Source organism: Spiroplasma monobiae MQ-1, assembly GCF_002865545.1.
In the GTDB taxonomy this organism is placed as follows: Bacteria; Bacillota_I; Bacilli_A; order Mycoplasmatales; family Mycoplasmataceae; genus Spiroplasma_A; species Spiroplasma_A monobiae.
Map to the genome: position 1 here is coordinate 763,624 of NZ_CP025543.1, position 15,525 is coordinate 779,148.

Consider the following 15,525-nt stretch of genomic DNA (forward strand, 5'->3'; position numbering starts at 1 on the left):
CCTCTATCTTATTTTGTTTTCCTTTATCGATAATAAAGTTTGTAAAGAATATCCAATTAATTGATCAAGTTGTCTTTCTTTAAATAATTTTTCACAATTAAATATTGCTTCATTAATTCCACCAACTTTACCAACATATCTTTCAAGATAAATTATAATTTCTTGTGATATATAATCTAAAAAAATTGCATCATTTAAATCTCTAGCTAAAGCAAGAGCGTTCTGACTACATTTATCTATTTCTTGTGAAATACGTTCTCTTTCAGTTTCGGTTGTTATCTTTTTCAATCTTTCTCTTGAATACTTTTCTAAATCTAGGTGAAGTTCTTGAATTGTTGGTATAAATTTTTCAAGTTCTTTTATTGATTTGTATTGATTAATTTTTACATCCAGTTGACTTAAAATTGATTGAATAAATAAAACCTGGTTTGCAAGAGAATCAATATTTGTACTTTTACTCTCAACAGTTTTTGCAGATTTTTCTAAATTAGATAAATCTTTTAAAGCTTGATCCATTACACCAAGCATTTCTTCTTTGATTTGAATCAAGTTAATTTCATTACCGTTATTTGTTCCCAAAATAATTTGTGAAAATAATAAATCCGCTTTTGCTTTAGTTTTCATATATGAAGATTTTGCAATTTCAAAATCATTTCTTTCTTTTGAAAATTGTTTTGACATATCCTCCACTCTGGTGAAATCTCTTTCAATTAACCTTGTTGATTGCTCTATAAGATCAAATTTCTTTTTAATATCTGGAGTTCTTACTTCAAAGAATGACTTTAAATTGTCCTCATTTTCCACCAAACTCTTAAATGCATTTATTTGATTAAATACAGTTTTTAAAGTTCTATTTGCTTTTTTAAATTGTAGTTTTTCTAACTCATTGTTAATTTTTATTCTAGATGTATCGATTTGTTTTTCAAGTTCCCCAAACTTCAATGCATTTATCGGCAAGTTTCTTCTTACAGGACCAAAGGTAACGTGTTTGTTTTTTAATTCAATCATAAGTTGTGGAATTATAGTTGTTATGGTTGAAATAATGTAAGGAATTGAATCCAAAAGTTCTATCAAAAAAATCAAGGCTTGATCTATTTTTAATAGATAGTCTCAACTTTCTTTATATCTTCCCTCATCCAACTTCAAATAAAAGTCTTCAAAAAGACCCTCTATTTGATCAATGGTTGATTTTAATTTTACTTCATCTATCGATACTTCTTTAAAAGTAGTCATTATAATTTCATCTTTAAGTATTCTGAAAAGTTCTTTTTGGAATGTCAATGAATCTCTTTGGATAAATTCAATTTCTAAATTGTTCATTATTTCAACGAAAATATCATGAACATTTTTATTGATTGTCATCGCCCTTTCGTATAGTGTTTCAAATTTTTTCAAATTTTTTAAGTTTGGTCTAGTATTCTTTTTATCTTCAATTAATCCAACAAAATCAACAAAAACTTTTTGCAATTCAACTTCAAAAAGAATTTCATATTTAGTTCTTCAAATCATAAGTTCCTTTTCAAAACTTTTTGTTTCTTCAAAAATCATAGAAACTCGCATCAAACGGTATTTTAAAGGTGATTTTTTTAAATCATCCATTAAATCTATTGTTTTTGCTGCAGTTTGAAGTATTCTTTTATAAATATTCATTAAAACCAAAACCAAAACAGCTATTACAAGACATGCCAAAAAAGTACATAACGCCCCTATGTACACTGGATTTTTAAAAATTTGGTCAATATCCCATAATGGTTTCATAATTTTACTTCCTTAAAATCAAAATCATTATATCATATAGAGAATTATTGGGTATTTTTTTAAATTATCTTATTATTTATAGCTAATTTAATATATAATTATTTTTGGTTAATCTGCAATTAAACACTGCAAAACAATTAGTCTATAAGTTATTTAAAAGTAACCCCTGCAGATGGTGGGCGAATGTATAGACTTCCTTTGTTGGAGTTTAACTTTAGTTATGATTTTCCAAATAATATAATAGAAAAACAGGAGAAAAGTATGTCAAGATATACAGGATCTACATTTAAAAAAGCTAGAAGATATGGATTTTCTATCTTAGAAACAGGTAAAGAGTTCTCAAAAGGTAAAAAAAGAACAACTGCACCTGGACAACACGGAGCAAGAAGAACTAAACTTTCAGGTTATGGTCAACAAATGCAAGAAAAACAAAAAGTTAAATTTATGTATGGTTTAACTGAGAGACAATTTAGAAACACTTATGCAAGAGCTAAAAAAATTAAAGGAATTACAGGAACAATCTTTTTACAACAATTAGAGTCAAGATTAGACAATGTAATTTACAGAATGGGATTATCATTAACAAGACAAGGTGCAAGACAATTAGTTTCACACGGTCACATTTTAGTTAATGGTAAGAAATTAGATATTCCATCATACTCAGTAAGAATTGGAGATATAATTTCAGTTAAAGATAAAATGCAAAAAAACGATAAAATCGTTGAAGCATTGGCATCAAACGCAGCAACAGTTGAGTTTGTAAAATTTGACAAAACAAAAATGTCTGGAGAATTATTAAGATTGCCAGAAAGAAAAGAATTAAACCAAGAAATCAATGAAGCATTAATTGTTGAATGATACAACCGTTTAATTAAATAAATAAAAAATATTTATATAGCGATCAAAAAAGTAAGAAACTTTTTATATGATTCGCTTTTTTTATTTCAAAAGTAAAAAATGCTTTTATAAAGCAAATTTTTAAGATAAAAATAAAAAAGGATTACTTTAATCCCTTATTACCTTTTTTTCAACTAAATCTATTATTTTAGATGGTTTTGAATTTAAAGGGCCATCCCAGAAAAATTCACTAACTTGAATATTGAATAGTTCTAACTCTTCTTTTTTTCCTAAAAAGGGATTTCCAGAATAGTTAACACTAGTTGAAAATATCAAACCAACTTTATTTATTATATTTTTTAAATCTTTTCTTATAACTTTTCTAAAAGCCAATTTACCATTATTTGTATCCACTACTTGAGTTAACAACTTTTCCGACTTCAAATTTTTTTTAAATTCTTTTGAAGGTTTAAAAATACTCTTTAACTGAGATAACTTAGAAAAAAGTATAATTAATTTTTTATCTTCATCAGATTTTTTAATATTGTTTATTTTGATCTCATTTTCTTTATTACAAATAGCACTTAAACCATATATCGTATCTGTTGGAAGTATGATTACTTTGTTTAGTTTTAGTAGTTTTATTGCATTTGTAGTATCCTTTTTGTTTAACATTTATTTAGTTTTCCTTTGATATTTATAAACAGAGTTTAATATTGTTTCTTCAGGCATTATATCAGTTAACATTTTAGCAAATTTATTAAAAGCACCTACAACCAAATAATTTTTCCTTTTGACTTTAATTGCCTTTTTAAGACTTTTTTTTGCATAAATCAAAGGACTCATTGAACTTGATTTTTCCCTAAGTGTCGCTCTTTCTTTGGTACTACTTCTATTTCAAAAATCTGTCTTTAGCGCACCAGGACAAACGGTTATTACCCTTGCTTTTGATTTGGTTTTCTTTAGTTCAGTATTAACGGCTATACCAAGACTTAAAACATAAGCTTTTGACGCATAGTAACTTGAAAAAACAGGACCAGGAGTAAAAGAACCCATAGATGCTATATTAATTACTCTACCCTTATTTTCTTCTTTAAATTTTGTTGCAAATAATTTTGTTATTATGTGTAGAGATTTAATGTTCAAATCAATCATGTTCATTTCTTTTTCTAAGTCAGTTTCATCAAAATAACCTCAAACTCCATAACCAGCATTGTTGATTATAATTTCTACATTAATTTTTTTTGAATCTTCAAATAATTTATATGAGTTTTTTAAATCACTTAAATCTAAATCTCATCTTTCAACTTTAAGGTTCTTATACTTTTCTTGTAGTTCTTTTAGACTTTCGGTATTTCTCGCAACACCAATAACGTTATAACCTAATTTTAATAATTCCTCACAATAAGCAAAGCCAAGCCCCTTACTTGCTCCGGTCACTATTGCAAAAGTATTCTTATTTAGATTTTTTTTCATTATTTTTTTCTGTAGAACTATCGAATAAAACTTTTCTGTTTGCATGAATATAAATTCCAGCAGATAAAATTGAAAGTACTGTTGTTATATACATAGGAATCATAACAACTTGATTTATTCAACCATATTCAATAAAGTTATCTCAACATTGAGCTCCAAAGAAAAACAAAATTGAAAGTCCAAGCATTTCTGCAGTTGCTCTAATTCTTCCCATTTGATTTGCAGCCATAACAACTGATGATTTCGCAAGAATTTGTCTAACAACATCGATTATAAAGTCACGACATATTAAAATTACACACATTCATATTGGCAAAACACCAAAACAAGCGAAAATAATTAGTACGGCATTTGTAAGTAATTTATCTGCTATTGAATCAAAGAATTTACCAAAATTTGTAACCATGTTATATTTTCTAGCGATATATCCATCTAGCATGTCTGTTAAACTAGCTAATATAAATAATATTCCAGCCACCAAATAAGTTCATGGCAAATGATATGATCCAATAGCCATCACATTTTTATCTTGTAAAGTTTCAATTCCAGGATAAGAAACCATTGGTGCTGGTGTTATAAGCATCAATACCACAATAATTGGTATTAAAAGTATTCTAATCAAAGTTATTTTATTTGCCAAATTCATACAAATACCTCATTTCAATTAATATTATAATACATCAACTTAACTAACCAAACAAATAATACATATTGTGTTAAAATATTATTCAAGTGGGGATTGTTTTGTATGGGAAATTTTATTTCAGAGAAACTTTATATAGCTCTAGATGAGAGTGGTAAGTTGAATAAAAATGATATAGCCAATTATTTTGTTGTTGGTGGGTTTTTATACTCAGATAAAGAAACTGTAAAATCAACTATCAGACAAGTGGAAAACGAAATTAAAAATAAATACAACATTCCTAAAAATTTTGAATTAAAGGGTAATAAATCAGAAGAAAATGCAACTGTTGATTTCATTAATAGAATATTTGAAGAAATTGGCGATTTAATTTGTCCAATATTCTCTGTTGTCTCTAGAAAAGAATTAAATGAGCATTTTACAGTTAATGAAATGCTTGCATATGATTTTTTTGTTAATAACCTTATGGGATTTAATTCAAAATTATTTAAATTTGATGAAAAATGTTCAAATATATTCCTATTGATGGATGAAAGGAACTTGAAAAAGACTGAATACAACCAGTTAGAAAACCTTTTAAAAACTAATTATATTGAAAAACCATATACTATAAACACTTATTATTTATCAAGTAAAATAACTGATGTTATTAGACTTGCAGATATTTTAGATCATATTGTATATACTTATTACAACAATCCAAACTCTGAAAAAAATAAATTATTTCAAAATAAAATAAATAAGCAAATATTAGAAAGAATAAAAAATGGGACAATATATTACCCGTTTAAGAAATCATACTTTAAACAACTTAATGCAATGGATAATAATAAAAAGCACGATTAATCGTGCTTTTTATTATGCGATAACTTTTGTTTCTTTAAAGACTTGTTGTGAAATCACATTTGAAAAAATCTCAACATTAACTATTAAACCCATAAATTCAGCATTTGCAGAAGATAACTTAACAATATCATGAACTCAACCATACTCATCAACCAAAGCATCATACTTAACAAAGTGGTCAAGTCGCTTGATTTCATCCTGTTTTGTTATAACTTCTTTGGCCAAACCAACTATTTCCCCAATTGTTTCACTTTTTGTTATTCTAACTAAGCAATTAATGAAGTTTGTTACCTTTTCATTATCTATGAATCTAGGAGATAGATTTTCATATTTATTTAAGACCTTTTGAGAATTTGCTGTCAATTTTCTAACAACAAATTTTTCATTTAAATCTATTTGGTTACTTTCACTTCCATTATGTTTTAAGAAATTTAAATCCTTGAATGATTCTTTTATTTTTCTAAAACCTTCAGTTGCTGAAGATAATAATATTTCTGTACTTGCATAGAACATGTGGTTCACATCTTCTTTTGTAAGTAAATCTTGATTTTCTTGTCTCAATTCATTTAATTGTTCTATAATTTCATCTATTAAATCAAGATTATTTATACTGATTTTTTCTAAAAACCCTTCATAATCTATTTTGATTTTTTTGCCATTTAATTCGACACCCTCAAAGCAATCGTCATTAAAATAACAAGCAAGTTCTTCTACAACATTTTTTAAAATCAGGTTGAAATCCATATCTTCATTCTCCTATATAATTTCTACTACAAAATATTTTTTCTTTCCTTTTTTAATAAAAATAAAGTTATCTACTGTAAATAGTTTTTCATCTACAATAGTATTTTCTTCAAATGTGTTATTGTTGTTAATTGAAATAGCTCCTTCATTTAGTAATTCTCTAGCTTCTCTTTTTGAACTAGCAATTTTTGACTCAACTATAAGATCAATTATTTCTAAGTTTCCTTTTACTTGAATCTTTGGCATTGAATTGATTGTTGCTAGTAATTCACTTTTATCAAGTTGCATTAAATCCCCACTAAATAGTGCTTCTGTTACCTTTTCAGCTTTTGCCAGACCTTCAGTACCATGAACAAAAGTTGTAACTTCTTGTGCTAATCTCTTTTGCATTATTCTTTTGAAAGGTTCTTTTGCATGCTCTTCTTTAATTAAGTTAATTTCATCAACTGGAAGAGTTGTTAAAAATTTAAATAGTTTTTCACAATCTTCATCATCTTGATTAACAAAGAATTGATAAAATTCATACTCACTTGTTTTATCTTTATCTAATCAAATAGCACCAGATTCAGTTTTCCCAAATTTAACTCCATCTTTTTTAGTTAAAAGATTCATCGTTATTCCACAAGCTTTTGAATTTTCTCTACCAACCCTACTCGCTATATAGTCTGTTCCACTTGTTATATTTCCTCACTGATCAGATCCACCAATTTGCATTCAGCATTTTTGATCTTCATATAATCTAAAAAAGTCATACCCCTGAAGCATTGTATATGAGAATTCAGTAATACTTAAACCTTTCTCAATTCTTGATGCAATATTTTCTTTAGCTAATAAATAAGCCAAGTTAAAGTCTTTCCCGATTTCTCTTAAAAAATCAATTAAAGACATTTTTCCTAATCAATCATTGTTATTAATTACATTTATATCTGGTATTAAGAAATTTAATTGTCTTTTTATACCATCGACATTTTTACCAACTTGTTCCAAAGTTAACAAACTTCTTTCTTCACTTTTAAAACTAGGGTCTCCAATCATACCTGTTGCTCCACCCAATATTGCAATTGGTGCAAATCCAAAGTCTTTAAACCTTTTTAGGTTAATGATTTGAATTAAATGTCCAACGTGAAGTGAATCTGCTGTAGGATCAAATCCACAATAAACCCCAGCACCTTCATTTTGTGCATTTAATATTTTTTCTTCATTTGTAAATTGTTTTAGCAAATCTCTTTGCTTTAATTCTTCTAAAATGCTACGCATCACTATTTCTCCTTATTAATAATTGTTGATACTTTTTTTGAGTCTCCAGATTCATAAACATCTTCACTCATACTTATTGATACGTCTTTTACTTTTGAATAAACTTCATCAGCCTTATCAATGATATCAACTGTTATCATAGCTAAATCCTTTGCAATTATTTTTACATTGTCTGATTTGGCAACTTCTTGTCCTAATTTGACAGTAGTTTGTCCAATTTTTTGTAATGCTTTGAATGCTAATTCTTTGGTTTTAGCAGCATCCAATTCATCGCTTGCATTTCTAATATTTGAAAGTTTCATTTCAATATTCGCAACAACTTCATCACTTTCGTTATCTTGAGATTTTTCTCAAGTCTCTTCAATTGTGGATATTAACTTTTTTATTTGTGGTCTATATTTTTTTAAGTAGTCCACAAAATCAGATCTTATTTCCACACCTTTTTTAGGAGCTAACATCATCCCAAGAAAAACTCATGAGGCTAATTTTAATAATTTAAACATTGTATTCCTCCTGATTAATCTTCTGAATTTGCAAATTCTCTTAGTTTATCAACCAATTTATAGACAACATCTTTATTTTTAGTTGCAACTTTAACTCATGATTTAACGTTTCTTTTCGCAAACGCATCAAATATATCCATATAATTTGTTACCCTTGCTACAGTATCGACAGTTGCATTTAACATTTCTGATTTATAAGTTAGATCTTCAAAGAAATAATCTACTTTTTTAGCTGCAATACCAACTTTTCTTAAAGTAATTATTGTATATAAAGTCAAAATAATAGCTAATGCTAGTAAAACTATTATCATAACCGTTTGAGTTGTATTAACTGCATTTGATGCATAAATAAGCGCTAAATTCATAAAAAATCTCCTAATAATCACTAAAATTATACAACACTAAGAGGAATTTTTAGAGATAAATTAGATATTAAAAAAACTTGACAACTATTCTTCGTCGTCAAGTATTCCTAATCTCTCCATTCAATTATTACTTTTCCTTTTGGAAACATTCTTTTTGCTCTCTTTTATTTGATTTGTTCAAGATGCTCTATTTTCGTTTCTTAATTGAACTAATTTTCTTGCCCTCTCCGTCTCTGCATTATAGGCGTTGTTATAAATATGCTTTCTTCTATCTTCTAAAGATATTTTATTTTCACTTAAAACAAGAGTATTAATATCATCATGAATTTTATCAAAGGCATTTAAGTATTCTGATTGCATTTCAACTGTTTTCTCTAATTCTCCAGTATTTTCTTTATCAATAAGAGTTCCAATTTTTTTATTTGTTTTTGAAATAAGTCTAGACAATTTGATTTCTTCTTTAAGGAGTTTTTTTTCAACTGTTTTTTTCTCTTTTAAATTATCTCTGTATTCAGACCGAACATCCAACATAGTCTTTTCTATTTCTTTTTGTTGTTCATTACTAAAAGGAAGATTTTTCTTTTTTCTGGGTTTAATAAATGTAGTCTGTGCATCATTTGAAGTTGCAATTTTTCTTTTAGGAACATAAAAATTGTTGGCCGTTACTTGTGAATTGATTAAACTATTGCTTTGTTTGATTTCATCCAATCTCTTTTTAGCTTGATCGCTTTCCATTTGAGTTTGATCTATTGAAATGTCTTTATTTTTTTGGTCCATTTTGAAACCCCTTATTTCTTTTTGGTTTGTGTTCTTCTTGGTCTTATTAATTCAGGTTTTCTATCTTGTTTTTTACTATCTTTCAACAACTTATCAAACTCTTTTAGTTTTTGATCAAGAAATTCTTCTTTCATGACATCACTGAAGAATACTTTTGAATCTATTTCTTGAATAGTATTTTCAACTTCTTCTTCTAAATTCTTTAATTTAACTTCTTTTAATTCAAGAAGTTTACTTTTAACTTCCTCTTCTTTTGATTTCTTTTGTGCTTGAGTTTTAGAAACTGCCAAAAATATGTTTTCTTTTTTTTCTTCCTCTTCATCTAAAGTTTTTTGTTGTATTTCCAATTGTCTTTGTCTATTTCTTTCATCTCTTTGATTTTGTACCTCTTGAGATAGTCTTCTAACCCTTTCGATTTCAGTTTCGACTGGTTTGGTTGCATTTTTTTCATGAAAGTCTTTTGCTCTTTGTGCATAACTTACAGATTGTGATTTAACTTTATTAACATCTGTATATAGGTCAGCATCCACTCCACCAGATTTTCTTAATTCTTCAATTTTTTGTAATTTAGCAATAACAGGGTCATTTTCAAGAATTTCATTTTGAATATCATTAGTCTTTTTTCTTGCACCATCTATTATTGAACCAAGAATTCCTCCAGAAGGTTTTGAACTAGATGGTGTTCCTAGTTTTTTTCTAATTTGTGCCAGTTTATCAGAAACAGATTCGCTTTCAACACTTGAACCACCTGATGCATATTGTCTTGAAATATCTTCAATAGATATTTTATTAGCTTCTGGATCGTCTGTAAATACTGGTTCCATATTTAAAAGAGGATCATCATTGTAAGTTCAATGATTTGGGGCTCTATCTTCATATTTATCTTTAGAATTTTCAGCTTCACTATTTCTTTTGTTTTTTCTTGCAAATAAATTCATAGTCGGCCCCCTTTTTGATAATTAACTATTTATATTTTATACTTTTTATCTTACTTGAAAAAGTGTTTTCTCTTCCAAATTTTGATTGCTTTTTACCATCAATTAAAACAATATCTCCTGTAAATCCAATTTTATTCTTTGTAATTGCATCTCCAACACCATATATATCAACTGGTGCATTATTAATTTCAAAATCTCTAATTTTATCTTCGTTAAAGCCTGAAGAAACTATTATTTTTACATTATTATGCCCGCTTTTATCTAACTCTTTTCTAAGCAACTTCACAAGAGTTATGTTCACACCATGTAGTTCATTACTTTTTTCTTTCATATTTTGAAGAGATTTATCAACAAGCCCTTGAGATGTATCTAATCTAACTCCATAAATTTCTCCTCTAAAAGCATTGCACACTTTTAAAGCATCATTTAAACAATCATTATTGTAATCAATTAGAGCAACAAGGTTATTATTTGGAAATACCTCTTTGTAAGCTTGTGTTGCTTTTATCAAATCCCCATCAAATGATGCTATTAATGCATGGGGCATTGTTCCATTCAGATTTGATTCTTCTTCTAAAAACTCAAAAGAAGCTTCAGTCACAAGATTTCTTATGCCTCCAACATAAGACGCATATCCGTCAATTTGTTGATTTGTGAAGTAATCCATCCTGTCATTCATATTAATAACAATTTTATTATTAGCTGCTTTTGAAATTTTTCTTGCATTTGTGGCAATTGTTGATGCTCTAGATAAAATCCCATCAAATAAACCCTCGAAATGTGCAAAATCATTGTATAGGCCTGTTATTTTTAAAACAGGTTCTAATGCATTAACAATCTCTCCATCCTCAACTGCCTCAACTTCTAAATTATCTATATTTGAAAGTCTTAAAATTTCTTTAATGACTTCAATTCCACAAACAACTGTATTGTCTGATCTTTGAAATCATTGCATTGTCACAAGTTGTTTAGGTTTATACTTGTTTAGTATTTCTCTGGTTTTTTTAAAATAGTCTGCTGAATAATAGTTTTCAAATATTCTAAAATCAATATTAAACTTATTTTTCATTTAAAACCTCTCATATTGACTTCCCTGTATAAGAATCGTCAACTTCTCATTCCATAATTCCTGGTTTATTATATTTTTCATCATCAATTTCTAATTCTTTTGATGAGCAAAGCATTCCAAATGAATCAAATCCTTTTAATTTTCCTTGATTAATTTGGCTTCCATCGGGCATTCAACTTCCAATTGTTGCCAAAGTTGTATACAAACCTTCTCTGACATTAGAAGCACCACAAATTATTTGAAGGTCTTCTTTTCCTGTTGATACTTTACATTTTGATAAGTGAGTATTAGGAATTTTTTCAAACTCCACAACTTTCGCTATTATAAACTGATCTTCAAATTCAATATTTTTGAAGTATTTATTTAAAAGTGGTTTTATTGCTTCGTGTAATCTTTTGTCTTCTAAAAAGAAATTTTCTTCTGAATGGAATTCAAAAATATTTAACCCCACAACTTCATTATTATGAAATAGAATTTCACAATTATTATCTTTTTTAGTTTCTGTTATTTTTTTATTTTCTATTAAAACCCCTAAAGTATTGAAGTTTTTTATGTGTTTTGAAAATAATTTCATATGAATTACCTCTTATTTCTATTGGAATAATATCAAAACAATTATATAATAATAAAAGTCTTTTATATAGAGGAGGCATTATGAAAATAGCAATTTTAATTGACTCTTCTTGCGGTATAAAGGATGTAAAAAATTATAAAAATTTGCACCTAGTACCGCTAATGATTACTAAAGAGGATGGACAACAAGTAGCTGACGATGAGAATTTAAGTAGTGAAGAATTTTATGTATTAAATGATTCACAACTTTTAAAAACATCTCAATCAATCCCTGGTAATGTTATGGGTAAATGAGACGATTTATTAAAAGAATATGATGAGGTAATTTGTTTATTACTTTCAAAAGGTCTTTCAGGACAATATAATACTTTTAAGATGTTTTCCCAAGAAGATGAATATAAAAATAAAATACATGTAATTGATACAAACGGTGTCAGCATCGTTATAAAACGTCAATTAGAATTAGTTGAAAAACTAATTAAAGAAGGTAAAAACGGTCAAGAAATTAAAGATATTATGGAAGAACACTACAACAAAACAGTTGGTTATATAATTCCAAAATCTCTTGATCAATTAGTTCGTGGCGGAAGAATTAGTAAAGCCGCTGCCGGACTTGCAAAAATCTTAAAAATAACACCAATATTAAAATATGATGGTGAAATTGATAAACAAGATAAAACAAGAACATTTAAAAAGGCTGTTGAAGAAGTTCTTAATTTATTAAAAGAAAACTATCCAAAAAGCGATATCATAGATATTGCTTATTCTGAAACAGATAATGAAACTTTTAATTTAGTTCAAGAACTTATAGAAGATGCTGGCTTAAAAATAGGTTTATTAGAGCAAATGCCGAACACAATCACTTGTCACACAGGTAGAGGAACTTTTGCATTTATGCCGTATCAAATTTGAGGAGAGAAATTATGAAAATAGCTGTGATCACCGACTCATCAAGTGGTGTAAACAAAATTGAGGGATTTAAAGACCTTCACTTAGTACCACTTATGATTACAACAGAAGATGGTCAACAAATAGCTGATGATGAAAAGCTAATTGCTGATGATTTTTACAAACTGAATGATTCACAACTTTTAAAAACATCTCAATCCATTCCTGGAATTATGATGGAAAAATGAGATGAGTTATTAAAAGAATACGATGAAGTAATTTGTTTATTACTTTCAAAAGGTCTTTCAGGACAATACAATACTTTTAGAATGTTTTCACAAGAAGATGAATACAAAGGAAAAGTACATGTAATTGACACAAATAGTGTAAGTATTATACTTAAGCGTCAATTGGAATTAACAATTAATTTAATTAACGAAGGAAAAACGGGTCAAGAAATTAAAGATATTATGGAAGAACACTACAACAAAACAGTTGGTTATATAATTCCAAAATCTCTTGATCAATTAGTTCGCGGTGGAAGAATTAGTAAAGCTGCTGCTGGACTTGCAAAAATCCTAAAAATAACACCAATATTAAAATATGATGGTGAAATTGATAAACAAGATAAAACAAGAACATTTAAAAAGGCTGTTGAAGAAGCTCTCACTTTATTGAAAGAGAACTACCCAAACAGCAACATTGTTGATATCGCTTATTCAAGAGCTGACGAAGAAACTCTTGAATTGGTTAAAAAGACAGTTTCAGACTGCGGATATGAAATTGGTTTATGAGATGAAATGCCAAATACAATTACTTGTCACACAGGTAGAGAAACATTTGCATTCATGCCGTATCAAGTTTGAGGGGAAAAATTATGAAAATAGCAATTATCACAGACTCATCTAGTGGAATTCCAAATATAAGTGCTGTAAAAGATTTATTTCTAGTACCACTTATGATCTCTAAAGAAGATGGAAGCCAGGTTGCTGATGACGAATCTTTTAAGAGTGATGAATTTTATGAACTAAATGATTCACAAATTTTAAAAACTTCTCAATCAGTTCCTGGGATGATGATGAGTAAGTGAGATGAATTGTTGAAGGAATACGATCAAATAGTTTGTATTTTACTTTCAAAAGGTCTTTCAGGACAATATAATACTTGCAAAATGCTCTCAAAAGAAGATGAGTATAATGGAAAAGTATTTGTAGCTGATTCAAATGGTGTAAGTACAGTTTTAAGAATCCAAGTAGAATTGGCATTAAAACTTGCAAACGAAGGCAAAACTGGTGAGGAGATAGAAAAAGCGATTGAAGAATCAAATGATAAATTTAGTCTTTTAATCATTCCTAAATCTCTTGATCAATTAGTTCGTGGTGGAAGAATTAGTAAAGCTGCTGCTGGGTTAGCAAAGTTTTTAAAAATTACACCTATATTAAGTTATGATGGAAAAATTGATAAACACGGAAAAGAAAGAACTTTCAAAAAGGCGATTGAAGAATCAATCAATCACTTAAAAGAATTTGGAAAAAATACTTTTATAGATGTTTCTTATTCAAGAATTGATGCAGAGCATTTGGAAGTGGTTAAAAACCTTATAAAAGATGCTGGATTTGAAATTAGATTATTTGATGAATTGCCAAATACAGTTATTTGTCACACAGGTAGACAAACAGTTGCTTTGGCAACTTGAAAGAAATAGGAGAATATTTATATGAAAATAGGAATATTAGTAGATAGTTCAACTGGTTTTGTTGAAAAAGAACATAATACAAAAGTGTTAAAAGTAATGCCCTTACATTTAATTGTGAATGATAAAGATGATTACTATGACACACCAGAAATTGTTAAAGAGAAGAATTTAATAAAAATATTAGGTGAAGGAAATAAAACAACAACTAGTCAAGCCTCTCCTGGAGAATTGATGAATAAATACGATGAAATGTTAAAAGAATTTGATCACATTATTCACATGACTATTCCTTCAAATCTATCGGGAATGCACCAAACTGCACTGATGACAGCAAATGATGATGATTATAAAGGTAAAGTTACAGTTATAGAAAACTTCCTTGCAGCAAACTGTGCTCAATTATTAGCTTTAAAATTTGCAGAAATGGTTGAAGAAGGAATTGAAGATCCAAAAGCATTTCAAGAAGAATCAGATAAATGAACTAAAGGTTCATTTACATCTATAATACCAAGTGATTTACAAAAAATGTCCAAAGGTGGTCGCGCAAACTCATTATTAATAACAATGTTAAAAATGATGAAAACAAAAGTCGCCATCCAATGATTAGAAAAACCTAAAAAATTGGGTATGGGTAGAACATATGCGGCAGTTTTAGATAAAATGGTTAGTGCAATCAAAAAAGAAATTAAAGGGGCATTTAAATTATTATTTGTTTCATTACCAGAGGCAAATAAAACTCATATGGATTCAATAAGAAATTATCTAAGTACAAATGGGGTTAAATTTACAGAGGCAAAAATACCAAATGTTTATCCATGACATGCAGGAATTGATACAATTGGTTTAATTGCAATTCAAGAAGACTTATTACCAAAAAAATAACGCATAGCGTTATTTTTTTTATTTCTTAATGGCAAGGGTAGCAGGATTTGAACCCACGACACTCGGATTTGGAGTCCGATGTTCTACCAACTGAACTATACCCCCGTTAAAAAATACCCTTTCGGGTATTAACTTTCTTATTGGCAGGGGTAGCAGGACTTGAACCCACGACACTCGGATTTGAAGTCCGATGTTCTACCAACTGAACTATACCCCTATTAAATACTTTTTAATTATATCACTAAAAAGTATTAAGTATAGAATATGCTCTAT

At 28.1% G+C, this 15,525-nt stretch carries 18 protein-coding genes and 2 tRNA genes; 6 read left to right on the plus strand and 14 right to left on the minus strand.

Annotated elements, in window-relative coordinates; translation table 4 throughout:
* Positions 1-3 precede the first annotated feature (3 nt).
* Positions 4-1,758 carry a septation ring formation regulator EzrA gene (locus tag SMONO_RS03570; RefSeq protein ID WP_101780980.1) on the minus strand — a complete coding sequence of 585 codons (1,755 nt, stop codon included), beginning with the start codon at positions 1,756-1,758 and terminating at the stop codon, positions 4-6.
* 261 nt (positions 1,759-2,019) lie between these two features.
* On the opposite strand from SMONO_RS03570, the gene rpsD reads away from it, so the two are divergent.
* Positions 2,020-2,637, plus strand: coding sequence for a 30S ribosomal protein S4 (rpsD, locus tag SMONO_RS03575; protein ID WP_101781109.1), 618 nt, complete (start codon positions 2,020-2,022; stop codon positions 2,635-2,637).
* 126 nt (positions 2,638-2,763) lie between these two features.
* Here the strand turns inward: rpsD and SMONO_RS03580 are convergent, their stop codons facing one another.
* Genes SMONO_RS03580 through pgsA form a run of 3 tightly spaced genes read right to left on the minus strand, consistent with a single transcriptional unit; the run spans position 2,764 to position 4,717 of the window.
* Positions 2,764-3,270, minus strand: coding sequence for a Sua5/YciO/YrdC/YwlC family protein (locus SMONO_RS03580; RefSeq protein ID WP_101780981.1), 507 nt, complete (start codon positions 3,268-3,270; stop codon positions 2,764-2,766).
* Positions 3,271-4,071, minus strand: coding sequence for an SDR family NAD(P)-dependent oxidoreductase (locus tag SMONO_RS03585; RefSeq protein ID WP_101780982.1), 801 nt, complete (start codon positions 4,069-4,071; stop codon positions 3,271-3,273). It lies immediately after the preceding gene.
* Positions 4,052-4,717, minus strand: a complete 666-nt coding sequence (pgsA, locus tag SMONO_RS03590) for a CDP-diacylglycerol--glycerol-3-phosphate 3-phosphatidyltransferase (RefSeq protein WP_101780983.1) — start codon at positions 4,715-4,717, stop codon at positions 4,052-4,054. The genes SMONO_RS03585 and pgsA overlap by 20 nt, the downstream gene beginning before the upstream one ends.
* A 102-nt stretch (positions 4,718-4,819) precedes the next feature.
* Here pgsA and SMONO_RS03595 point away from each other — a divergent pair, with 102 nt between their 5' ends.
* A complete protein-coding gene (locus SMONO_RS03595; RefSeq protein ID WP_101780984.1) occupies positions 4,820-5,560 on the plus strand; it encodes a DUF3800 domain-containing protein in 741 nt (246 codons plus the stop codon).
* Positions 5,561-5,572: 12 nt separating this feature from the next.
* Here the strand turns inward: SMONO_RS03595 and SMONO_RS03600 are convergent, their stop codons facing one another.
* The 8 genes from SMONO_RS03600 to ytpR form a co-directional block, all read right to left on the minus strand.
* Positions 5,573-6,304 carry a hypothetical protein gene (locus SMONO_RS03600; protein WP_101780985.1) on the minus strand — a complete coding sequence of 244 codons (732 nt, stop codon included), beginning with the start codon at positions 6,302-6,304 and terminating at the stop codon, positions 5,573-5,575.
* A 12-nt stretch (positions 6,305-6,316) separates the two neighbouring features.
* Positions 6,317-7,564, minus strand: coding sequence for a tyrosine--tRNA ligase (gene tyrS, locus SMONO_RS03605; RefSeq protein WP_101780986.1), 1,248 nt, complete (start codon positions 7,562-7,564; stop codon positions 6,317-6,319).
* Entirely contained in the window at positions 7,564-8,064 is a 501-nt protein-coding gene (locus tag SMONO_RS03610; protein WP_101780987.1) for a hypothetical protein, read from the minus strand. Before SMONO_RS03610 ends, tyrS begins: the two co-directional genes overlap by 1 nt.
* Positions 8,065-8,078: 14 nt before the next feature.
* Entirely contained in the window at positions 8,079-8,429 is a 351-nt protein-coding gene (locus SMONO_RS03615) for a hypothetical protein (protein WP_101780988.1), read from the minus strand.
* Positions 8,430-8,513: 84 nt separating this feature from the next.
* Positions 8,514-9,206 (minus strand): hypothetical protein, encoded by a 693-nt coding sequence (locus SMONO_RS03620; protein WP_101780989.1) that lies wholly within the window; start codon positions 9,204-9,206, stop codon positions 8,514-8,516.
* A gap of 11 nt (positions 9,207-9,217) precedes the next feature.
* The gene (locus SMONO_RS03625; RefSeq protein WP_101780990.1) at positions 9,218-10,144 is read right to left on the minus strand and encodes a hypothetical protein; all 927 of its coding nucleotides are present in this window, start codon (positions 10,142-10,144) and stop codon (positions 9,218-9,220) included.
* Positions 10,145-10,169: 25 nt separating this feature from the next.
* Positions 10,170-11,213, minus strand: coding sequence for a nicotinate phosphoribosyltransferase (locus tag SMONO_RS03630; RefSeq protein WP_101780991.1), 1,044 nt, complete (start codon positions 11,211-11,213; stop codon positions 10,170-10,172).
* Positions 11,203-11,787 (minus strand): YtpR family tRNA-binding protein, encoded by a 585-nt coding sequence (gene ytpR / locus SMONO_RS03635; protein ID WP_101780992.1) that lies wholly within the window; start codon positions 11,785-11,787, stop codon positions 11,203-11,205. Before ytpR ends, SMONO_RS03630 begins: the two co-directional genes overlap by 11 nt.
* 80 nt (positions 11,788-11,867) lie before the next feature.
* On the opposite strand from ytpR, the gene SMONO_RS03640 reads away from it, so the two are divergent.
* From SMONO_RS03640 to SMONO_RS03655, 4 genes are read left to right on the plus strand one after another with little or no spacing between them, the layout of a single operon-like run.
* Complete coding sequence (locus SMONO_RS03640) at positions 11,868-12,719, plus strand: DegV family protein (RefSeq protein WP_101780993.1); 852 nt, start codon at positions 11,868-11,870, stop codon at positions 12,717-12,719.
* Positions 12,710-13,561: a DegV family protein gene (locus SMONO_RS03645; RefSeq protein WP_101780994.1), complete on the plus strand. Its 852-nt coding sequence runs from the start codon at positions 12,710-12,712 to the stop codon at positions 13,559-13,561. The genes SMONO_RS03640 and SMONO_RS03645 overlap by 10 nt, the downstream gene beginning before the upstream one ends.
* Positions 13,552-14,379 (plus strand): DegV family protein, encoded by an 828-nt coding sequence (locus SMONO_RS03650; RefSeq protein WP_101780995.1) that lies wholly within the window; start codon positions 13,552-13,554, stop codon positions 14,377-14,379. Before SMONO_RS03645 ends, SMONO_RS03650 begins: the two co-directional genes overlap by 10 nt.
* 12 nt (positions 14,380-14,391) lie before the next feature.
* Positions 14,392-15,252, plus strand: a complete 861-nt coding sequence (locus tag SMONO_RS03655; protein WP_101780996.1) for a DegV family protein — start codon at positions 14,392-14,394, stop codon at positions 15,250-15,252.
* Between the two features lie 29 nt (positions 15,253-15,281).
* Here SMONO_RS03655 and SMONO_RS03660 read toward each other — a convergent pair.
* Positions 15,282-15,357, minus strand: a tRNA-Trp gene (locus tag SMONO_RS03660).
* 36 nt (positions 15,358-15,393) lie between these two features.
* Positions 15,394-15,469, minus strand: a tRNA-Trp gene (locus SMONO_RS03665).
* Between the last annotated feature and the right edge of the window lie 56 nt (positions 15,470-15,525).